This window comes from Paenibacillus sp. BGI2013 (assembly GCF_002843485.1).
In the GTDB taxonomy this organism is placed as follows: domain Bacteria; phylum Bacillota; class Bacilli; order Paenibacillales; family Paenibacillaceae; genus Paenibacillus; species Paenibacillus amylolyticus.
This window is the reverse complement of sequence record NZ_PJFA01000006.1, coordinates 332,424-353,503: the sequence shown is the minus strand read 5'-3', so window position 1 is coordinate 353,503 and position 21,080 is coordinate 332,424. Positions and strand designations below refer to the sequence as shown.

Genomic DNA, 21,080 nt, shown 5'->3' with positions numbered 1-21,080 from the left:
TTCCACTATTCCAGGGAGGTATATATTAATGTTGAAATCAGCTGCGAAAAAAAGTTTAACAGCCATGCTGGCGGGAACCGTCATGTTGACCGGATACACCGGACTCTGGGCAGGGCCGCAAACAGCACATGCCGCAGATCAGGCCATCGAGATTCAGGCAGACAGCATTAATGAAGCCCGGTTTTTGCAATTATATGATCAGTTGAAAGATCCGGCGAACGGATATTTTTCGCCAGAGGGTCTACCGTATCATTCCATTGAGACCCTGTTGAGTGAGGCCCCGGATTATGGTCATATGACGACGTCAGAGGCATACAGTTACTGGCTGTGGTTGGAAACTATGTATGGCCACTACACGGGAGACTGGTCCCAACTGGAAGCAGCTTGGGACAGTATGGAGAAATACATTATCCCGGTCAACGAAGGTGACGGCAAGGAAGAGCAGCCTACGATGAGCTCATACAACCCGAACAGCCCTGCTACGTATGCAGCGGAAAAACCTTTTCCTGATCAATATCCATCGCCACTTAATGGTCAATATGCAGCGGGTAAAGACCCGATTGATGCTGAACTTAAGGCGACCTATGGTAACAATCAGACCTATCTCATGCACTGGCTGGTCGATGTGGATGACTGGTATGGATATGGAAACCTGTTGAATCCATCACATACGGCTACCTATGTGAACACGTTCCAGCGTGGGGAGCAGGAGTCTGTGTGGGAAGCCATTCCGCATCCATCTCAGGATGATAAATCTTTTGGTAAGGCAAACGAAGGCTTCATGAGCTTGTTCACAAAGGAAACTCAGGTACCGTCAGCGCAATGGCGTTACACAAACGCAACGGATGCCGATGCACGTGCAGTACAGGTGCTGTATTGGGCGAAGGAGATGGGATACAACAATCCGGAATATCTGGATAAAGCGAAGAAGATGGGGGACTATCTGCGCTACGGCATGTATGATAAATACTTCCAGAAAATTGGGAGTGCAAAGAACGGTACACCAACTCCGGGTACAGGCAAGGATTCCAACATGTATCTCATGGCTTGGTATACGTCTTGGGGAGGTGGCTTGGGTCAAGGTGGGGATTGGGCTTGGCGCATTGGAGCGAGCCATACCCATCAGGCTTATCAAAACCCGGTTGCAGCGTATGCTTTGTCTGATCCGGCTGGCGGCTTGATTCCGGAATCAGCAACAGCGAAGGCAGATTGGAATGCGACGTTGAAACGTCAGTTGGAATTCTACACTTGGCTACAATCCCATGAAGGAGCCATCGGCGGGGGAGCAACGAACAGTCTGGATGGTTCATACAAAGCCTATCCGGCAGGCGTAAGTACATTCTATGACATGGCTTATCAGGAGGCACCTGTATATCGTGATCCGGATTCCAACACCTGGTTTGGATTCCAGGCATGGCCGCTGGAGCGTGTAGCCGAGATGTATTATATTCTTGCGGAGAGCGGGGACTTGACCTCTGAGAACTTCCAGATGGCCAAGAAGGTAATCACGAAGTGGATCGACTGGAGTAAGGATTATGTATTTGTAGGTGAGCGTCCGGTGACGGATGCGCAAGGGTATTATCTGAATTCGGCTGGACAGCGCATTTTGGGAGGAACTAATGTTCAGGTAGCAACAACGCCGGCGCCGGGAGAGTTCTGGATTCCGGGTGGTCAGGAATGGCAGGGTCAACCGGACAAGTGGAATGGATTCAGTTCGTTTACGGAAAATCCGAACTTCCGTGTAACGACCAAAGATCCAGTGCAGGACACAGGAGTTCTGGGAAGTTACGTTAAAGCTCTGACCTTCTTCGCAGCCGGAACACAGGCAGAGAACGGTACACTTAGCGCGGAAGGCCAAGAAGCCAAGGATCTGGCTGAGGCTCTGTTGAATACAGCTTGGGATTACAATGATGGTGTGGGGATTGTTACAGAAGAAGAACGTAAAGACTACTTCCGCTTCTTTGCCAAAGAGATCTATATCCCGGCGAACTGGTCTGGAACCTTTGGTCAAGGCAATACAATTCCAGGTACAGCAGGTGTACCTTCCGATCCGGCAAAAGGTGGCAATGGCGTATACATTGGATACTCCGATCTGCGTCCAGCTATCAAGCAAGATCCGGCATGGGCTTACCTGGATAATATGTACAAAACGTCATATAACACAACCACGAAACAGTGGGAAAACGGTGCACCTACCTTTACGTATCACCGGTTCTGGTCACAGGTGGATATGGCTACAGCGTACGGCGAGTATGATCGTCTCCTCGGAGATTCGAATAGTCCGGAAGTGGAAGTACCCGCTGCTCCTGCTGGCGTAACAGCAACTGGAGGAAGTGAGCAAGTGGTTCTGAATTGGAACGCAGCCGCTGGTGCAGCCTCGTATACTGTGAAACGTGCAGCGGTGAATGGTGGTCCTTATACGTCTGTAGCGACAGGGGTTACAGGATCAACATTCACGGATACAGGCTTGACCAACGGCACAACGTATTATTATGTCATCACTGCGGTGAATGCCGTAGGTGAGTCTGCACCGTCGACACAGGCATCTGCAACGCCACTCGCAGGTACCGTTGTGCCAGGCGTATTCAACCTCACTGGAACGGCTGGCGATGCCCAGGCGATACTGACATGGACCGCATCAACTGGAGCAGCGAGTTATAAGGTACAACGTTCGGTAGGCACCGGAGCATATGCTGATCTGGCAACAGGTTTGACCGCACTGACGTATACCGACGCTACAGCGGTGAATGGTACGGCTTATAATTATAGAGTCGTAGCCATTAATACGAGTGGTCAGACGAATTCAAATGTATTGGTGTTGACCCCATTGGCACCTCCAGTTACAACGGGAACACTTGAAGTACAATACCGTAATGGAAGTTCAGGGGCTTCGGTCAATGCGATTACTCCACAATTTAATGTGAAGAATACAAGTACAACTGCTGTGGACTTGAGCAAAGTGAAGGTCCGGTATTATTTCACCAAGGATAGTGCCGCTGATCTGAGCTTCTGGTGTGATTATGCGCAGATTGGCAGTGGTAACGTGGAAGGGCATTTTGTTTCGATAGATCCGGCCAAGGGCACGGCAGATACGTATCTGGAGATTGGATTCAAAGCGGGTGCCGGCAGTTTGGCCGCGGGTGCCGAAACCGGAATCATCCAGGGACGTTTCTCGAAAAACAACTGGACGAATTTTGATCAAACGAATGATTATTCCTTTGATTCTACCCAATCGGCCTTCAGTGCCTGGACAAAAGTGACGGCTTATCAGGATGGCGCCAAGGTATGGGGAATTGAACCTTAAATGAGTTGATCGACCGATTGTAGAGTGATGTTACTCATCATACAGGTTAAGCCGGGGAGGAATCCCTGGCTTTTCTTGTTTTATGGAAAGCAAAAATGAAATTCGAAATAATCACCGGAAACTGCTGATAAATCGATTCGTATTGAGTCTGGAGGCAAAAATGTGAATTCGGTGAACGGTAATCGGCAAATGAATCATAGTAATGTTTACCATATTTGCGATTTTAATCATTAAAATATAGGTCATATGGCATATACCCTGAATGAGAAACGACCTAACTCTTTTATCGCGGTAAAATGAAGCATATCAAATAGTTACAATAATTTAACCTTTCAAAAAGAAGGGATCAGCAGTGAATTTTTCCAGCAGATTATGGACACACCCTGATACTTAGTGCTCAAGTTCGCCTATATCAATACAGGACTTTCGACTGATGAACGTTATGGATAGCCCGTTTACAATGGGGCAAGCCCGGGAGAACCAAGCCAGGTTAAAATTCTGTAACATCAGGGGGAACTCGACATCATGAACTGGAAAAAAACGATTATTACGGCAAGTGTCACAGCAACGATGCTGATGGGAAGTCTGACGACAGGAGCACTAACGGCACAGGTATCGGCAGCTGCTGTTAACAATTCACAAGTAAAAGTAATTTGGGGCGTAAACCTACGCACAACACCTTCTTCTTCTGCGAAGATTGTTCGCTTGGTCGCTAAAGGGGAAACGGTAACGGTGCTTCAGCAATCCGGTTCGGATTGGTATAAGATTAAGGATTCTGCTAACCGGACAGGCTACATATCTTCTTCATCCAAATACACACAAGCGATTAGTGGCGGCACAAGCGGATCGGGTTCGAATAGTGGTACATCGGTGACCGGCAATGCATCTGTAGAAAAAGTGATTGCAGCCGGAATGAAATATTTGGGAACACCTTATGAGTTCGGAGCCAGTCGTAACAGCACAGCTACTTTTGACTGTTCCAGCTTTGTACGCCAGGCCTTCATTGATGCACTGGGCATCAAGCTTCCAGCGGATTCCCGCAAACAGGGAGACTATGTAAAAGCCAAGGGTACAGTTCAGACGAACTGGAAAAACCTGAAACGCGGCGATCTGATGTATTTCATGTCGTATAAAGGCAGCTCTGCATCATCGTATTCGGGCGTGAATAAATCTAGCGCAACCATTACGCACACAGGGATTTACCTGGGCAACGGCAAGGTATTACATACGTATTCCAACGCTGGCGGTGGTGTAACAACTAGTGATATCTCCGGCAAACACTGGGAGTATCGCTTCCTGTTTGGTGGCAGTGCGCTGTAAGTTAGAACAAGAACTTTCTTAAATAATCTACGCATGTTCATATGCATACAAAACACCTCTCATTCTGCCTTTGACAGGCGACTGGGAGGTGTTTTGGTGTTATTTATTATTTTGAAGAACTCAATCGTGATAGTACAGCCGGAACAGGATATCCTGATTGTAGTTGCCGAATCCCTCGCCATATAAGGTAAGCCCGCCCACATGCTGAGCATCTTCCTCCACCGAAAGACGAAGAGTCCATTGGTTGCGTTCGACCGGGATATCTGCGAGTGTAATGTCGGATAGATGTTGTCCATCAATAAACGTACCCTCATTGGTAATTCGCAGTACCTTGAGCATGCCGTACTGATTGACACTGTCACTCCACCATTCCGGGGTGAACATGCCACGTCCGTTGCCTGAATCTCCAGGGCTTGTCCATTCCCCTAATCGGATGCCATTCAGCATGAATGTAATATCCGAGGGCCAATTCGGATTCACCGAAGGGGCTTCTGATCCGATCTCAAGGGACAATTCAATGGCATTGATATGCTGTCCGGATAAGATATAGTTTGGAATTTTGTACTCCACAAATCCACGGCCAAACCACAGAATATGGGCATGCATCCGCTCGGGGTCAAGAAAATAACGAGGGTCATCATACTGACCGATAACATGATTGGACGTAGCCAGACCACATGTCGGATAGACGTCAAAGTGGGTGTAGTGTCCCACAGGGACGGAAACCTCATGGAGCTTGCGGGCTGTCCCGCTTTCTTGGGGCATGGAGATGCCAATCCAGTCTACAGCAAGGCTGTTCATTTTATGTGTGCCGCCGTCTTTGCGTATCATTTTGGACTGAATAATGCCCACATCCTGAAGTTTGCGGACATGCATGGTCACGATGGCACTACTCAGACCCAGTGAAGCAGCAAGGTCTTTCACATTCATCGGACTCTCTGCAACAAGGCGGATGATCTGTAGACGGACTTCACTGGCAAGTGCTTCATATAGGGGTAGCCATTCGGCATCGGTATTTGCTCTGATCACAGTTGTTCCTCCATTTTATCTGTATAGAATTAAGTTAAACATAAATTCAGTAAAAAGAATAACATTTTGCAAAATTCAGGTTGAAATTAAGACTATAATCGATTTTAATATAAATATGAACGTTGATCCATAGAATATCAATTAATTTTTATATTAATCTTAGGGAGTTGAAATTCATTATGGAAAAAGCAAAAATGACGGTAGATAAAGATTTTACTATTGGTGTAGTGGATAAGCGATTGTACGGATCATTTATTGAGCATTTGGGACGTGCAGTCTATGGCGGGATTTACGAGCCGGGGCATCCATCAGCGAATGAACAGGGTTTCCGCACTGATGTGCTGGAGATGGTCAAAGAGTTGAATGTACCGATTGTACGTTATCCTGGAGGTAATTTTGTATCCGGTTACAATTGGGAAGATTCGGTTGGACCTGTGTCAGAACGCAAACGCAGACTGGAACTGGCCTGGAGAACGATTGAGACCAATGAATTTGGCTTCAACGAATTCGTGGACTGGGCAAAACAGGCTAATTCTGAAGTGATGATGGCGGTCAATCTGGGAACACGGGGTACGGATGCAGCTCGCAACATTGTAGAGTACAGCAACCATCCGGAAGGTTCGTACTATAGTGATCTTCGCATCAAGCATGGATACAAGCAGCCACATGCGATCAAAACATGGTGTCTGGGCAACGAGATGGATGGTCCTTGGCAGATTGGTCACAAAACGGCAGATGAGTATGGACGGTTAGCCGTTGAAGCGGCAAAAGTCATGAAGTGGACGGATCCGACGATTGAGCTGGTAGCCTGCGGAAGTTCGAATCTGAATATGCCATCGTTCCCGGAATGGGAAGCAACGGTGCTGGATCATACGTATGATCACGTGGAGTATCTGTCCTTGCATCAATACTACGGCAATCAAGAGCAAGATACGCCAACGTTCCTGGCACGCTCGCTTGAAATGGATCGTTTTATCGATACCGTGAAGGCGACTTGTGATTATATCAAAGCGAAGAAACGTAGCAAAAAGACGATGTATCTGTCCTTCGATGAGTGGAATGTATGGTATCACTCCAATGAAAATGATTCGAAGATGGACCCTTGGCAGATTGCTCCGCCACAGCTGGAGGATATCTACAATCATGAGGATGCGCTGCTTGTTGGTTGTATGTTGATCAGTATGCTCAAACATGCGGATCGGGTTAAAATGGCCTGTCTGGCACAACTCGTTAACGTGATTGCGCCGATCATGACAGATACGGGTGGTGGTTCATGGAGACAGACAATCTTCTATCCATTCATGCATACGTCCCTCTTCGGGCGTGGAACAGCATTGGTGCCATTGATCCAGTCTCCAAAATACGATACAAAACAAATCACAGATGTACCTTATCTGGAAGCTATTGCGGTTCATAACGAAGAGCAGGGTGAAGTGACTGTATTTGCAGTCAACCGTCATCTGGAAGAATCCCTTCCGCTCGAGGTGGACCTGCGCAGCTTCGGGAAGTGTACCGTGATCGAGCATATCGTGCTGGAAAGTGATGATCTCAAAGCATCTAATACGGCAGCACAACCAAACCGCGTTGCTCCTCATAATCGCGGGGGTGCAGTTGTATCTGATACTCTGATTACGGCGAGCTTGGCAAAAGCATCATGGAACGTGATCCGTTTGAAATTGCAGTAATGGATTAGCATAAAGGGATGGGACACGTGGGAGCGCAATGGCAGGCTTGATGCCTGAGAGGGAAGCCAGCGGCTCAGAGGATCAGCGTGTTCCTTCAATCAAAAAAGCTGGGTGCGAGTTCATCGCATCCAGCTTTTTCCGTTGTATTTTATAGGGAAAGGGAAGGCATGGGGGACATGAGTGATGATGTGGCAGACAAGATAGCATATGAGTTAGGTAATGGTGTGTGTTGAAAATGAAGTGCAAAGTCCTGTCATACGCATACGCGCTAACGAACCTGGGACACCTTATTGTGCCGATTATCGTTATAGTAGATATTTAACGAATCTGAGACACGGTATCCTGGCAAAATGATGGATAAATCTCGGTAAAAGCATGCCCAGAGCGGAAATAACATGTCTAGGATTCGTTAGGATATCAGATTAGCTGAAAACAGACTAATAACGTGTGCTGAGTTCGTTACAATCCACCCACCTGTGTGAAAAGTTTATTTCTCTTCCGCTTTGATTCAGCGTAGCTTCCGCTTCAATTTAAAACTCAAAACTTTCGCCATCACGTGGAATGAGCACCTGACCATCCATCTGCTCGGATGCCAGATAAGTCGCAAGATCCGTACGAGACATCACACAATGGTTAATCGCATCCATGTGCACAGCGATGACATGAGCAGATGGCGCATGGCGCTTCACGGCGACAACGTCAGGCCCGTCCATCGTAATGGGATCACCCTCCACGAAGCGTGCACCTCCGGCATTCACGATAATGACTTCAGGCGTATATTGGCGGATGGCCTCAGCAGGTTCTTCACACCAGATGGTATCCCCCGCAATATAGGTGACAGGTTCTCCATCTGCTTCAAGTACGAAACCGGACACCTTGCCCATACGTTCACCGATTTCACCTGTGCCATGATGCCCGGATGTACGGGCGAATCGGACAGAGTGATGCTCATGTTTTTCATCTACAGCTGTTACATTTGTGAATCCAGCCTCCAGAAATACATTCTCGTCCCCAGGCTGGCAGATCAGGGGAATGTCTTTGCCAAGTTGTTTCGCCGCGGCTTCATCCCAGTGGTCCACATGGGTGTGTGTCACGATCAACAGATCCGGATTCAGATAATCCGTTTCGAGTTCAGGCAGACCGACTCTCGGGTTACGTAGCTCATTCGGTGTGTTCGGGAATGCAGGCATGACTTCAGCATCCATCAGCATCGGATCAACGAGAATGTTCAGCCCTCCGTATTCCAGCCACAGTGTAGCATTGCGAATCAATTGGATTTTCATTATATTTGCACTCCTTCGAGTTGTTTAATAGTATTACCCTATATGGTATACAACCCGTTTAACGGCGTACATAACATGATGAATGGAATTAGGCCACGCTAATTTCACCGTGAAAGGATTGCTGAAGCAAGATGAATGAAATGATAGATGACACGGATATACGTATTTTGCAGATTCTGATTCAGGATGCCAAACGTTCTCACAAAGAGATCGGTGAAGAGGTTCATCTCACGGGACAGGCGGTTGGTGCAAGAGTGCGCAAGCTGCAAGATCTGGGTGTAATAGAAGGGTACACGGTAAAATGGAACCCGGAACGCCTTGGCCTCGGCCTACAGGCCTTTGTCACAGTTTTCTTGAACTCCGGCGACAGACATGCCGCCTTTCGTACATTCATTGCTGAACGTGAGGACATCGTTGAAGTCCATCGCGTCAGCGGAGAAGGCTGCTATCTGATGAGAGTGCAGACTGGCACCACAGAGCAGCTTGGCCAACTGCTTGAAGCATTACTGCCCTACGGCAATTACAAAGTCAGCCTGTCCATAGGTGTAGAGAAATCACAGTGATGTGTGGGGAGCTTGTCCTCATCCATCCCGGTACTCAACGATCCTGTTTCTGTTCCTGCAAAGTCTCCTGAAGCAAAGTCACAGCCTGGTTCAGCTCTTTTTTGCTCAGCAGATGATCTGTCTGAATATGAGACCGTGTGCCGTCCTTTAAGTACAGGACAAACATGGGAGAAGCGGACAGGAGCCACTTGCTGCGGGCAGGTGAGGCGAGTTCGACTTTGCGAATCTGGCTCCAAGCAATCTTACGTTTGCCCGTGCTTAACGCATCATCATCCCAGGATAACAACACGGCAGGGGTCTTGGTTAGTCGTGACACAAACATGAAGAACAGCGGTCCGATCAACCACATACCCAGCACGGCTGCAATGGAATAGTATATTGTCTCCAGTCTTTCGGCTTGTCCGTCCACGATGATCCATAATAAGCTCACGCACAAGAGAAGGAAAAGGAAGCATAGACTTCCCTTCCATAGAGCTGTGCTGCGTTGGTAACGAATCTGCTGATGGTCACGCTTGGGTGTTTCGGGTTGTTGCATAGATGTTCCTCCTAATTAACAATGCTGATCGATATGCCAAACGTGCCGCCTGCATGAGCAGAGCGGCATGTTCAACGTTCTGTATTTACTATAACTCAGGTTCATTACCCTGATATAGCTGAATTTTTACCTGCATCACGCGCATGGGTGTACAAGTCTGCATATACACCGTTGGCTGCAATTAGTTCCTGGTGCGGTCCTTCCTCCACAATCTCACCATTCTCCATCACCAGAATTCGATCGGCATGCATCACTGTGGACAGGCGATGAGCAATGACAATGGTGGTGCGTCCCTGGGATACCGATTCCAACGCCTGCTGAACAAGCTGTTCCGTGTGTGAGTCCAGATTGGCGGTTGCCTCATCCAGGATGAGTACTCGGGGCTGGAACACCACGATTCGGGCAAATGAAATCAACTGCCGCTCCCCAGCGGATAGTCCGCTTCCGCGTTCGGATAGATGTGTATCATATCCGTGAGGCAAACGTGAAATCATCGCATGTGCTCCGACAAACCGGCAGGCCTCAATCGCCTGCTCTCGCGTAATATCCTCACGAAACATCCTCACATTATCAATAATGGAACCGGAGAACAGGAAGGGTTCCTGTTGAATCAGACCCACGATCCGATGAAGCTTAGCCTGCGGCAGATGCCGGATATCAGTACCATCAATCTCGATACTGCCCTTGTCTACATCATAGAAGCGATTGAGCAGGGAGATCAGTGTGCTTTTTCCAGCGCCTGTTGTGCCTACAATACCTACCATTTCACCCGGATAGAGGTGCAGGTTCATCTGTTGGATCAAGGGCCGGTCTGCCCGATAACCAAACGACACATCGTTAAAATCAATCTGGCCCATCACATTTTGTGGTTCCAGCGAGGAGGCCATCACGGGTTTGGGATCGGCAACTTCAGGTCGTGTATTCAGAATGTTCCAGATGCGATCCATCGAAACGGTAGTAGACTGGAATGTATTCCATTGCATCGTAATCTGGTTAATCGGTTGAAAGAACTGACGAATATAGCTGATAAACGCATACAATACCCCGACTTGCAGGGACTCACCAAGTACGGCGCGACCTCCAAGCCAGACCATCATAACCAGTGCCGCATTACCAAGGATATCAAACGTCCGGTTGAAGATAACATTGGAGCGGGCTTGAGCAATGTTGGCTTTCAGGTGAAGTGCGTTCTGTTCCGAGAAACGTTTCTTCTGTTCTTCCTCTTGGTGAAAAGCCTGAATCAGGAACATGCCGGACAGGTTCTCCGCCGTAAATGCGATCAGACGGGAAAGACGCGTACGGGCATTTTGATAAGCTTTTCGCAGTCGACTACGGAATAACACTGCAATTACCGCAATAACAGGCAGAACGATCAGGGAGTATGTCGCCAGCACAGGATCAAGTTGGAACATAAAAACGATAATGAGCACCAGCATCATACCATCCCGAATCAGACTGAGCAGTACTTGAGTGAAAAAGCTGCTGATGGTCTCCGTATCACTGGATACGTTTGTAACCAGACTGCCGATATGAAAACGGTCAAAGAAGGACATGGACATCTTGGAAATATGCTTGAACAGGTCCTTTCTGATCCGGGATACAATGTTCTGACCCACATGCTGCAACAGATTATTCTGGATATAGGTGAAAATAAAACTGATGACAGCCAGCCCAAGAAAGATGGCTGCGAGCTGAACGAGAAAGCCCACACTGGTCTGGCCCACGGCCAGATGATCATCGATGGCGATCTTCACCAGATAGGGTTGCAGCAGATCTGCCGATATGCCAAGCAGTGAGCAGAAGAAGATACCGGCAAAAGCCCATTTATGCGGTTTGGCGTATGCCATCATGGCCTTAAACGAAGTTCGTTTACTCTGATCGGCCTCTGCATCTGGGTGAAGTTCAGCGTTAGTGTTAGACATGGTGTAATCCCTCCTCCTGCAAACGGTAGGTGGCCGCATATAACCCCTTGGCAGCCATCAACTGCGCATGTGTTCCCTGTTCAGCGACTCGCCCTTCATCCAGAACGATAATATCGTCCGCATGACGGACCGCGCTGATGCGATGAGAGATGATTAATGTAGTCTTGCCCTTGCCGATCTCACGCAGGCTACGCAGAATACCACTCTCGGTGACAGCATCAACCGCGCTCATGCTGTCATCCAGAATAAGTAACTGTGCTTGTTTGATCAGTCCTCTTGCAAGACTGGTTCGCTGACGCTGTCCACCAGACAAGGTGAGTCCACGTTCGCCAAGCAGTGTATCGAAGCGATCAGGAAAACGGACAATATTATCATAGATCATGGCTTGCCGTGCACTATGTTCCACTGTATCCAGCGATACTTCCCGGTCGCTAAATGCGATGTTATCTCGGATGGTGGTACTAAACAGGAATCCATCCTGAGGGACATAGGCGATGCGTGATCTTAGACTTTCCAGCGACAACTGCCGAATATCGGTACCATTGATGCGAATCGTTCCTTCAGGTGGTTCATATGTACGCAGCAATAGCTTAACGAGGGTACTTTTACCCGAGCCGGTCTTGCCTACAATACCGACCGTTCGCCCGGCACGGATATGGAGTTGAATGTTTTGGAGAGCAGGAGATGAACTGCCAGGATAGGAGAAGGTTAGATTCTCCATGGTGATATCTTGTACGGTTTGGAGCGATGTGGCTTCAGGAAGTTCACGCACATCCGCTACTTCGCTGAGCAGGTCATTCACCCGCTCCAGTGATGCGCCTGAGCGCTGAACGGTATTAATAACATTGCCGATCTGTTGAAGCGGTCCCATAATAATGCGCAGATATAAGGTTAAGGCGACAAAACTCCCGAGTGTAATAGAATTCTGCATGGTCATAATACCTCCGACAAGCAGAGAAACGACCAATGAGATGGCTCCCAGCAGCGGGAGCAAAGCCTGAAACAACGAAGACAGACGAACCAGACGAAGCTGCTTGCTCTTGATTGCATCGACGGTAGTTCCAAAGCGCGCACGAGCACTGTCTTCGATTGCAAATGTCTTGGTTACGCGAATGCCACCCAGCTGCTCTTCCGCAGATTCCGTCATGGTAGCAAGAGCTTCCTGCACGTCGCGAGAGCGCTTGCGAATCCGCGGACCAAAAAACACGACCAGAAATGGAATCGCCAGCAAAGGAACAACACTAATTAGAATGAGCGTCAACGGAATCCCGCTAAGCAGCATCATGACAATGCAGGACACCAGCAGGAAGGTGGCGTTGGTCATGAGTGTCACACCATTGGATATCGCTTCACGTACGGAAGTCACGTCATTCATGACATAACTGAGCAGTTTTCCGTTCCCCTGTTTGGAGAAATAATGTTCGCTAAGTTCGGAAAACTTACTGAATATACGCTCACGCGTCATGAATTCGAAGCGTCGACCGAGCTTCATAATCATGAATTGCCCAGTACCGAACAGCAGATTATACCCGATGGCAATAGCCAGAAGGGACAGGCTGTACCTTACGACCGTCTGCATCTGAAGAGAGTTCTGCATCAACTGATCCGTGAAGCTGCCGAGTATGCGGGGCAGGGATGCTTGCCCGACATTGGAGGCAATAATCAGAAGAACAGCAACCAGATAAACAGGCCAGTTCGACACAACATAACCGCGAAGTAATCCTTTCTTGGACATAAGCGTTGTTCTCCTTTTGTTATAGGTGAAGTCAGTTCAGGCAGGTGGAGTCAAGAAAAGGGCCGACACCTGTTATTAGCGCGTCGTGCCCTCTTACTGTATGCGATCCAGTTCGTTGTTTATCCGTCATCCGATAGATTTCTCTATTCTTATTTTTGCGCTAATCCGATGGGATGTCAACGAAGCCAGTTAGCAATAGCAGGTGGCCCCGATTAGTGACAGCGGAGAAGAGTTCTATGTCGTGTTCTCCTGTTGTATCCACCAGATGTCGAAATTACTGAAACATTTTCTAGGGATGCCCCGTCTGTAGGAATGAAGAGGTTAAAAATAGGCTTTACTAATCATATGGAGGTGCCAGGAAATGAAACATAAAAAAGGATTGGCCGCAACACTTGCGCTCTGCGTTTCTTTGACAGCAGGAGGTGCATCGGTATTTGCTTTCACAGATGTGAAGGATGAAGGTCAGAAGTCGGTTGTGGATTCATTGAAATCAAAAGGCATTGTTAACGGAGTAACAGCGGATCTGTTCCGTCCAGATCTTGCATTGTCCGAGCCACAGGGTGTTCAACTGATTGTGAATGCATTTGGTCTGAAAAATGAATTTGCGGAAGCATCCGCTCAGAATAAAATCAGTCCGGATACGTGGTATGCCGATGCGGTGCAGGCCGCTACTCAGAATGGACTGTCCATTCCGGTTGAAGTGAACCCGCAGGGCAAGATGACGCGTGAACTGTTTGTCATTTTGCTGAATGAAGGGATTAACACAACCGGGAATTATCCGGTCATCATGAAGTATAATCTTGTTAAGGACGAAAATAAAATCGGTAAGGACGCCATATCTGCAGTCCAGAACCTGCTGAACATGAACATCATTGAACTGGATAAGGACGGGAATTTCCGTCCAGATCAGTCGCTTACCCGTATGGAGGCTGCAAGCATGATCTTCAATGCACTTGAATTTGTGGATAAACACGGCAATGGCGGCTCGACAGAGCCAGCTCCAACCAATCCAGGTGAAGGCCAACAAGCGATTGTACCTGAAGTAACAACGACGAAGGTTGATGACAAAACAACCAAAGTTAAACTCAGTGCTGAAATGCCGCACCCTGGTTATGGATTGAAGATTGATGATGTGAAATTGGAGAAGGATGGACGCGCCATCGTGCTCTATTCCATTATTCAACCTGATCCAGACATGATGTATCCAATGGTTATCACAAATGTGACTGCAGAAACCGATATCCCAACAGGGTATACAGCAGAAGCTCAACCTTCTGGTAAGTAAATTATTCTTTGAGATATCAAACTTGCGCTAAGCACAACGTCAATGAACAGAATATAGCTTAACTTAAAAACCCACCCTTCATGCGTACATGGAGGGTGGGTTTTCGTTGATGGAGAGGACGACACCAATAACCAAGATCCAACTGATGCAAGGTGAGATATGCTAACGAACTCAGCGCACCTTATTTGGACGTTTATAGTGGTTATGCAATTCTAACGAACTTGAGACGCGTTATTCCCGCAAATAAGACTGGAAACAACAGAGAAAGCATCTAATAGGCAGGAATAACGCTTCTACGATTCGTTAAAAATCCCAATCAGTTAAATAGCGTCGAATAACGTGTGCTGGGTTCGTTAGACTTTCCTGATTCACGACGCTTCTGCGAAAGGTAAATTAGTGAGAGGTTACATAGTACGAACCTGATCGAAAGGTATTGGATCTTGCGGTTTGATTATTCGTCCAGAGGTTCATAGTCAAACCAATCGAAACTTGCAGGCGTACACTCCCCCGATGGAGCATAAGCGTACATGGCGATCATCACACCTGTGAAACCACTTGCCACTTCCGTAGATAACAGATGTGTTTCTCCTGAACCCACTTCGATGGCATCGGATGAACCTTGCTGATAGAGGAACGTGAAGTGGTTACGGTCAGCCTTGATTTGTAATACAACCGGCCCCGGGTCACAGTCAAGCACCTGTTCGGTTCGCAGAGAGCCGACGGTTCGCCGCAATACGATTTTTTTCTGCCCATCGACCTGTGTTACAGCCAAATCGTAATGATATTTATCATTCATAAATACGGTTAATCCAGCTTCCTCACCGCTCGCACTTGGTTCATAATGCAGCTCGGCCGCCATTTCGCATAAGAAATGGCTCAAGCGACGTCCGACAAAGGCTGGATTTCCTCCATCATCGAGTGAAACCGGCTGACCCCGCAGGATGAGTTGCCCGGGATTTTCAGTGAGCGTCCAACTACCCGGAGCCGGATTACGTAAGAAGATCCAGTTCATGCCTAATGATGGTTCGTCAAAATGATCCCGTATAGCCCGAGGTGACCAAGGATGCTCAGGCAATGAAGGTCCGGTCATCTCTGGTTCAATATGTCCGTCCACACCGATTATCAGCCAACCGGTGTCCGTCCAAGTGACAGGTGCCAGGAACGTTTCGCGTCCCAGATGGTGCCGCATAGGGTAACCTGCTGGACGAATGCCCAGACATACGGCCCACCAGCTTCCATCCTGGATCTGGACAAGGTCTGCATGACCGGTTGCATGAATGCTGGATTTCATGCTCCGATTGGACAGAATCGGATTATGAGGACACGGATCAAATGGACCGTATGGCTCTGTGCTCCGAGCAATGGTCTCCATATGACCATACTCGGTTCCACCTTCGGCGATCATGAGATAGTAGAGGCCGTTTATTTTATACATGTGTGGAGCTTCGGGGGCTGCTCCTCCGGTTCCAGTCCAGATCAATCGGCTATCGGTTAGTCTGGCTCCGGTCGTGATGTCTATCTCGCACTGATAAATGCCCTCGCCTTCAACGCCGTTACAGGCCGTTTGAAAATACACACGTCCATCATCATCAAAGAGAAAAGAGGGATCAATGCCGCCCTGATCAACAAAAATCGGAGCAGACCATGGTCCCTCGGGCAGGGCACTACGCACATAAAAATTTCCGCCGCCGCTGACATTGGTTGTTGTCATGTAGAACCAGCCATCATGGTACCGGAGTGTTGGGGCGAAAATGCCGCCAGAACTGCCCGCGTTCGCTAGAGGGAGTTGCTCAGTTGTTGTGAGGACATGGCCGATCTGTCGCCAGTTCACAAGGTCTTTGCTGTGGAAGATGGGTACACCAGGGAAATATTCAAAGGTACTGGTTACCAGATAATAGTCTTCATCTACACGGCAGATACTTGGATCTGGGTAAAACCCCGGAATCACCGGATTGGTATATTTCATCATGTTATGCTCCTATTCATTTCGAGAGTTTAATATGAATCTGAAAGTGAACGTATGAAATGTATCCTTGCTACAAGGGGAATTATATCGTCTTTAATCATTTCCAACCTTGATTTTTCGGTCCTCGAATAGCATGATATAGACATTCAACCCAACATGGTTTGCGGAGGGGAATGCTTTTGAGTAATGCATATTTGAGATGGTTTACTTCAGATCAACAGTTTCCATTTTTCATTCAGTATGGTGGACACGACCAAGACATGGAACTTCATAATCATGTGGACTTTACGGAACTTGTCATTGTTCTGAGTGGTCATGCAACCCATGTGGTGAACACCGAGGAATTTTTTATTAAAAAAGGGAACGCATTTGTGATTAATGGCGACACTCATCATGCGTATAAAGACCCTCATGATTTTAGGATCTGTAACATTATGTTCAGTCCCGAAATGCTTGCTTCGGCTGGGCCCGATCTGAGAAAATCTAACGGCTTCCAGGCGCTGTTTGTTTTGGAACCGTTTTATCGTAATATTCACTCCTTTCCGAGTAAATTGGCGTTATCCATTTCCAGTCTGGAGTATGTAGAATCACTGATATCGTTCATGATTGAAGAGTATCAGAGTAAACAGCAAGGGTATCAGACGATGTTGATCTCACGTCTTACGGAGATGGTTGTTTATTTGTCGAGGCAATATGATACGCAGGAGAAAGGGATCGAAGGTAATAATCTGATGCATCTGGCAAATGCCATTTCATTTATTGAAGATCATTATCTGGAGCCACTGTCGCTAGAGGATATTGCGGGGAAGTCGAATATCTCAATAAGGCATCTGAATCGGATTTTTCGATCCTATTATCAGATGACCCCGATCTCTTATCTGCAAAAGTTGCGTCTGGAGAAGGCATGTCATTTGTTGAAAAACGGGAATCTGTCCATCACGGAAATTTCGTATGAATGTGGATTTAACGACAGTAATTATTTCACCCGCCAGTTTAAGAAAGCTTTTGGCAAGTCTCCAAAAACATACAGGCAGACTCATTAATACATGACCGAATATAAAACACCAAAACAGGGCCTCCTCATATGGAGGTCCTGTCTGCTGTCTCAGGGAAAAGGGGGAGTTCAATAGTTCAAGAGCCGTCCGTTGTCATGCCACTGACCGTACATTTTATTTTCCTTTGTGTTGGTTATGAACTTATTCAATCTGCTCTGGAATAATGCTGGCTGATTCTTAACACTTTGGATCGTATCGATCCGAACGTTTTGATACAGGGTAGGAAAGGACATGAAATTTGCATAAACCTGATGATCTTATTTCAGCCTCTGTTCGATCACACCATCAATTATGAAAGCATTTGGCTCCATAACAGGAAGAACCTTTCTACCCTCGTCATGCATGAAGCCCAACTTTTCAAGACGACGGACACGTTCCTTGTTCAATTCAGTCCATGAGCTGCGTTTACTTCTAGGAGATAATCTCTGTGCTAATTGAGTCTCGGATATTTTCTTTTTGACTCCATCGATCCAGCCAAAGCACAGCGACTCCTCAACCACGTCCAAATACAGCAGGGTATTTGGCACGGGTTTTATGCTTATCATTACCCAGCAAGATTTCTCGACTTTTCCACGCGTATGCAACCAATTTCTCAATTCATCCCTCGACGTCATGGGGATACAATTTACATTTTCCATCCGATTGTCAACTATACTTGAGCCGGTTCCTGATACCAAAAGAGTGAATAGTCATTCATGATGGAGGCATACCCCAATTGACGCAGCATGGTAGAAACATTGCCTCGATGATAGGTTCCGTGGTTAACCACATGGATTACGATGTCCGATAAGCTGGTTTCGCGAACTCCTGCAAATGGATTATCGAGTAGAATGGTTTGCTCCAGATCAGCTTGGCCTCGTAACCACTCACTGTATTGTGCCGACAGGTCGGTAAAACATTGGATGTACTCATCCACAGAACCGTGAATTTCACTATTGAGTGGTATGCATGCTTGCAGTGCCTCGGGCATCCCGGTGCCAGTTAACACCAGATACCACATCTTATCCACTGTATAGATATGGCTGAGTGCGTGAGCAATGGTTGGATATGAACTGTTCACTTCCTGACTCAGGACAGAGGAGGGCAGTTCCTTGATTCTGCCCAGGATGGTTTGATTGGCCCATGCGTGGTAGTTATACATTTGTTCCGGATGATTCATTGATGATCGTCTCCTTTAATTTGGCGATGGATTAGATGAACTTACTGAGATGATTATAAAAAAAGAAGTATGACAACAGCGTGTCATACTTCTTCATAGAGCTTAAGTGCGTTTCGAAGTTGTTCTTTCAGAATGTCTCTTAATTCAATCGGTTCAAGTACCTCGGCGCCACTGCCTAAACTAAGTAGAAACGACCATAACCACTTGGCTTGTAACGGTTGATGAACCGAGATACGCATTGTCATACTTCCATCCTCGTGAAATTGCTTATCTGCCTGTTGAAAATGATCCATGGCTTCCGCGAGCGCTTCCGGGTTCACCCGAAATACCACATCACTTACCTGATCTTGCCATGATGGATCTGAGACAACCGTCTCTTGGGGAAGCTCAAGGTGGGGTTGGAAGTGTTCCGATGTCAGTTGCACGTTCATCATCCGGGACAGTCGGAACTCGCGATAATCCTGCCGTGTCTGGCAAAATCCATATATATACCAATTACGATATTTAAAATGAAGTCTTACCGGTTCCAGATGGCGGGGGGTATGTTCATTTTTCGTATTGATGTAGTCAAAACGGACAACCTGATGATCCGTAATACCTTTACGCAGATGAGGAAGGGCATCAGGTTCTGTTCGACGTGTCTCCAGATCCACCGAGAGACTTGAGGTTTGATGCTCCGGTCCAATCGTTTGCAGACGTTCAATCGTGCCTTGTGCACGTGCATCTTCGAATACTGTGGACAGACTGCTCAGGACCGTGATCAGGGAATCCACATCATAAGAACCAAGCAAGCTTTTATCCATCTTGTATCCGTCCATCATGCCATAGCCGCCTTTGAGTCCCTGATGGGAGACGACCGGGAAGCCGGCGGCACAGATTACATCAATATCCCGATAGATCGTTCTTGGGGACACCTGAAACTCTTCAGCCAAGGTGGAAGCAGACAATACTTCGTGGTTCAGTAGTTTATATATGATTGAGATTAATCGCTCCAATTTCAAAAGGTATCCCCGCCCGTTATTCCATTTTGTCTTTATAGGCCATTATTATATCACGCCAGGGTAAACAACATGGAGGATTACAGAGGGGCTATAGGAGTCATATCATCCAGTATGTTTTGTTCCAACATGATAGGACAAGTTCTTAGGCGAGAGCAAACAAAAAAGAGTGCTGGATAGCACCCTTTCGAAGACACATGATTGTTGTTGTGTTGAACAGTTACGTTAGCAGATCGGTCGAACTTAATTAATATCGAGTGAATAGTCAGAGCCGGCTCTACTCTTCTTGCACGTTATAGAGAACCCGAGCGAGCAGATTCTGTCCATAGTTTCCGAAGTTTTTACCAAAGATCGTTAAGCCCCGTTTGTTCAAAGGTTCGTCCGTAACCGCAATGCGGAAGTGAATATCGCTTTTGTAATCCAGCCTAATCTGGTCCAACGTCACGTCCGAGATGCGGCATCCGTCGATATAGCTGCCTTCCTGTGTAATCCGGATCAGCTTCAGCATGCCGTACTGATTCAAGTGCGGAGGCCACCATTCCGGATTAAAGGTACCGCGTGTATTGCCAAAATCCCCCGGACTTGTCCAGCAGCCAATCTCAATCCCATTGACATAGAAGTAAATATCCGAAGGGTAATTGTCACAAAAGCCAGGGGCCTCCGATCCCAGTTCCATCGACAACTGAATTTCGCTAAAGGACTGATTGGGTTTGAGATAGTTTGGAATCCGATATTCCAGATAACCTTCAGCCAGCCAGATCATCTCCGCATCAATTCGCAGTGGATCAGCAAAGTACCGCGGATCATCGAACTCTCCAACAATGCTGTCCCGGGTAGCGAGACCACATGTAGGTGCGGCCTGATAATCGCTATAATGACCGACCTGAATTTCCACCTCATAACGATTGTTAATCTCTTGTGAACGCAGATCAACCATCAATTTTTCCTCATTGAGATAACATATCTTCTGAATTCCATGTTTGCCAACGGCGGTGTTGATCTCGATCAATCCGCTCTCTTCAAGCTTCTTGATATGCATCGTGATGGCGCCATTGCTCAGTCCCAGCTTGGTTGCAAGATCATTGAGATTAAGACTTTGGTTCTTGGCCAGCAGCTCGATGATCTGAATCCGGATTTCCGAACTGAGCGCTTTGAAGATATTCACACCCGACATCAGATCTTTAATATAAATCATAGGTGGATTTCCTTTCCCCGTTCTGAACAAAGTCTTCGACACAGAC

15 protein-coding genes and 1 pseudogene are annotated in these 21,080 nt (G+C 47.3%); 6 read left to right on the top strand and 10 right to left on the bottom strand.

The genetic code is table 11. The features are described 5' to 3' along the window. The first annotated feature begins 28 nt into the window (after positions 1 to 28). Together CXK86_RS17515 and CXK86_RS17510 are read left to right on the top strand one after the other, a co-directional pair. Positions 29 to 3,304: a glycoside hydrolase family 48 protein gene (locus tag CXK86_RS17515; RefSeq protein WP_076251337.1), complete on the top strand. Its 3,276-nt coding sequence runs from the start codon at positions 29 to 31 to the stop codon at positions 3,302 to 3,304. A 525-nt stretch (positions 3,305 to 3,829) separates the two neighbouring features. Continuing rightward, the gene (locus CXK86_RS17510; RefSeq protein WP_047841902.1) at positions 3,830 to 4,624 is read left to right on the top strand and encodes a C40 family peptidase; all 795 of its coding nucleotides are present in this window, start codon (positions 3,830 to 3,832) and stop codon (positions 4,622 to 4,624) included. A 120-nt stretch (positions 4,625 to 4,744) separates the two neighbouring features. On the opposite strand, the gene CXK86_RS17505 is transcribed toward CXK86_RS17510, so the two are convergent. After that, entirely contained in the window at positions 4,745 to 5,650 is a 906-nt protein-coding gene (locus CXK86_RS17505) for an ArsR/SmtB family transcription factor (RefSeq protein ID WP_076251706.1), read from the bottom strand. A 182-nt stretch (positions 5,651 to 5,832) separates the two neighbouring features. Between CXK86_RS17505 and arfA the strand changes: the two genes are divergently transcribed. Beyond that, the gene (gene arfA / locus CXK86_RS17500; RefSeq protein ID WP_076251339.1) at positions 5,833 to 7,338 is read left to right on the top strand and encodes an arabinosylfuranosidase ArfA; all 1,506 of its coding nucleotides are present in this window, start codon (positions 5,833 to 5,835) and stop codon (positions 7,336 to 7,338) included. Between the two features lie 530 nt (positions 7,339 to 7,868). Here the strand turns inward: arfA and CXK86_RS17495 are convergent. Next, the gene (locus CXK86_RS17495) at positions 7,869 to 8,621 is read right to left on the bottom strand and encodes an MBL fold metallo-hydrolase (RefSeq protein WP_076251341.1); all 753 of its coding nucleotides are present in this window, start codon (positions 8,619 to 8,621) and stop codon (positions 7,869 to 7,871) included. Positions 8,622 to 8,752: 131 nt separating this feature from the next. Here CXK86_RS17495 and CXK86_RS17490 point away from each other — a divergent pair, with 131 nt between their 5' ends. Further along, a complete protein-coding gene (locus CXK86_RS17490) occupies positions 8,753 to 9,184 on the top strand; it encodes an Lrp/AsnC family transcriptional regulator (RefSeq protein ID WP_036611514.1) in 432 nt (143 codons plus the stop codon). 34 nt (positions 9,185 to 9,218) lie between these two features. On the opposite strand, the gene CXK86_RS17485 is transcribed toward CXK86_RS17490, so the two are convergent. The 3 genes from CXK86_RS17485 to CXK86_RS17475 form a co-directional block, all read right to left on the bottom strand. After that, positions 9,219 to 9,719, bottom strand: a complete 501-nt coding sequence (locus CXK86_RS17485; RefSeq protein WP_076251342.1) for a hypothetical protein — start codon at positions 9,717 to 9,719, stop codon at positions 9,219 to 9,221. Positions 9,720 to 9,823: 104 nt separating this feature from the next. Then, positions 9,824 to 11,641 carry an ABC transporter ATP-binding protein gene (locus tag CXK86_RS17480; RefSeq protein ID WP_076251344.1) on the bottom strand — a complete coding sequence of 606 codons (1,818 nt, stop codon included), beginning with the start codon at positions 11,639 to 11,641 and terminating at the stop codon, positions 9,824 to 9,826. After that, positions 11,634 to 13,376 carry an ABC transporter ATP-binding protein gene (locus CXK86_RS17475; RefSeq protein WP_076251346.1) on the bottom strand — a complete coding sequence of 581 codons (1,743 nt, stop codon included), beginning with the start codon at positions 13,374 to 13,376 and terminating at the stop codon, positions 11,634 to 11,636. Before CXK86_RS17475 ends, CXK86_RS17480 begins: the two co-directional genes overlap by 8 nt. 361 nt (positions 13,377 to 13,737) lie before the next feature. On the opposite strand from CXK86_RS17475, the gene CXK86_RS17470 reads away from it, so the two are divergent. Further along, positions 13,738 to 14,661, top strand: a complete 924-nt coding sequence (locus CXK86_RS17470) for an S-layer homology domain-containing protein (RefSeq protein WP_076251348.1) — start codon at positions 13,738 to 13,740, stop codon at positions 14,659 to 14,661. A gap of 451 nt (positions 14,662 to 15,112) precedes the next feature. On the opposite strand, the gene CXK86_RS17465 is transcribed toward CXK86_RS17470, so the two are convergent. After that, entirely contained in the window at positions 15,113 to 16,627 is a 1,515-nt protein-coding gene (locus CXK86_RS17465; RefSeq protein WP_076251350.1) for a glycoside hydrolase family 43 protein, read from the bottom strand. Positions 16,628 to 16,806: 179 nt separating this feature from the next. Here CXK86_RS17465 and CXK86_RS17460 point away from each other — a divergent pair, with 179 nt between their 5' ends. Further along, positions 16,807 to 17,670, top strand: coding sequence for a helix-turn-helix domain-containing protein (locus CXK86_RS17460; RefSeq protein ID WP_076251351.1), 864 nt, complete (start codon positions 16,807 to 16,809; stop codon positions 17,668 to 17,670). Between the two features lie 80 nt (positions 17,671 to 17,750). Here the strand turns inward: CXK86_RS17460 and CXK86_RS17455 are convergent. From CXK86_RS17455 to CXK86_RS17440, 4 genes and pseudogenes are all read right to left on the bottom strand, one after another. After that, positions 17,751 to 18,320: pseudogene (locus CXK86_RS17455) on the bottom strand (YdeI/OmpD-associated family protein). An 11-nt stretch (positions 18,321 to 18,331) separates the two neighbouring features. After that, the gene (locus CXK86_RS17450) at positions 18,332 to 18,841 is read right to left on the bottom strand and encodes a DinB family protein (RefSeq protein ID WP_076251353.1); all 510 of its coding nucleotides are present in this window, start codon (positions 18,839 to 18,841) and stop codon (positions 18,332 to 18,334) included. 83 nt (positions 18,842 to 18,924) lie between these two features. Beyond that, the gene (locus CXK86_RS17445; protein ID WP_076251355.1) at positions 18,925 to 19,842 is read right to left on the bottom strand and encodes a helix-turn-helix transcriptional regulator; all 918 of its coding nucleotides are present in this window, start codon (positions 19,840 to 19,842) and stop codon (positions 18,925 to 18,927) included. Between the two features lie 274 nt (positions 19,843 to 20,116). After that, on the bottom strand, positions 20,117 to 21,034 hold the full coding sequence (locus CXK86_RS17440) for an ArsR/SmtB family transcription factor (RefSeq protein ID WP_076251357.1): 918 nt from the start codon (positions 21,032 to 21,034) through the stop codon (positions 20,117 to 20,119). Between the last annotated feature and the right edge of the window lie 46 nt (positions 21,035 to 21,080).

Excerpts from the sequence above, each read along its gene's own strand:
- CXK86_RS17485 (WP_076251342.1), bottom strand. The coding sequence starts at position 9,719 with ATGCAACAACCCGAAACACCCAAGCGTGACCATCAGCAGATTCGTTAC.
- CXK86_RS17475 (WP_076251346.1), bottom strand. The coding sequence starts at position 13,376 with ATGTCCAAGAAAGGATTACTTCGCGGTTATGTTGTGTCGAACTGGCCT.
- CXK86_RS17510 (WP_047841902.1), top strand. The coding sequence starts at position 3,830 with ATGAACTGGAAAAAAACGATTATTACGGCAAGTGTCACAGCAACGATG.
- CXK86_RS17470 (WP_076251348.1), top strand. The coding sequence starts at position 13,738 with ATGAAACATAAAAAAGGATTGGCCGCAACACTTGCGCTCTGCGTTTCT.
- CXK86_RS17465 (WP_076251350.1), bottom strand. The coding sequence starts at position 16,627 with ATGAAATATACCAATCCGGTGATTCCGGGGTTTTACCCAGATCCAAGT.
- CXK86_RS17495 (WP_076251341.1), bottom strand. The coding sequence starts at position 8,621 with ATGAAAATCCAATTGATTCGCAATGCTACACTGTGGCTGGAATACGGA.
- arfA (WP_076251339.1), top strand. The coding sequence starts at position 5,833 with ATGGAAAAAGCAAAAATGACGGTAGATAAAGATTTTACTATTGGTGTA.
- CXK86_RS17515 (WP_076251337.1), top strand. The coding sequence starts at position 29 with ATGTTGAAATCAGCTGCGAAAAAAAGTTTAACAGCCATGCTGGCGGGA.
- CXK86_RS17440 (WP_076251357.1), bottom strand. The coding sequence starts at position 21,034 with ATGATTTATATTAAAGATCTGATGTCGGGTGTGAATATCTTCAAAGCG.
- CXK86_RS17480 (WP_076251344.1), bottom strand. The coding sequence starts at position 11,641 with ATGTCTAACACTAACGCTGAACTTCACCCAGATGCAGAGGCCGATCAG.
- CXK86_RS17450 (WP_076251353.1), bottom strand. The coding sequence starts at position 18,841 with ATGAATCATCCGGAACAAATGTATAACTACCACGCATGGGCCAATCAA.
- CXK86_RS17490 (WP_036611514.1), top strand. The coding sequence starts at position 8,753 with ATGAATGAAATGATAGATGACACGGATATACGTATTTTGCAGATTCTG.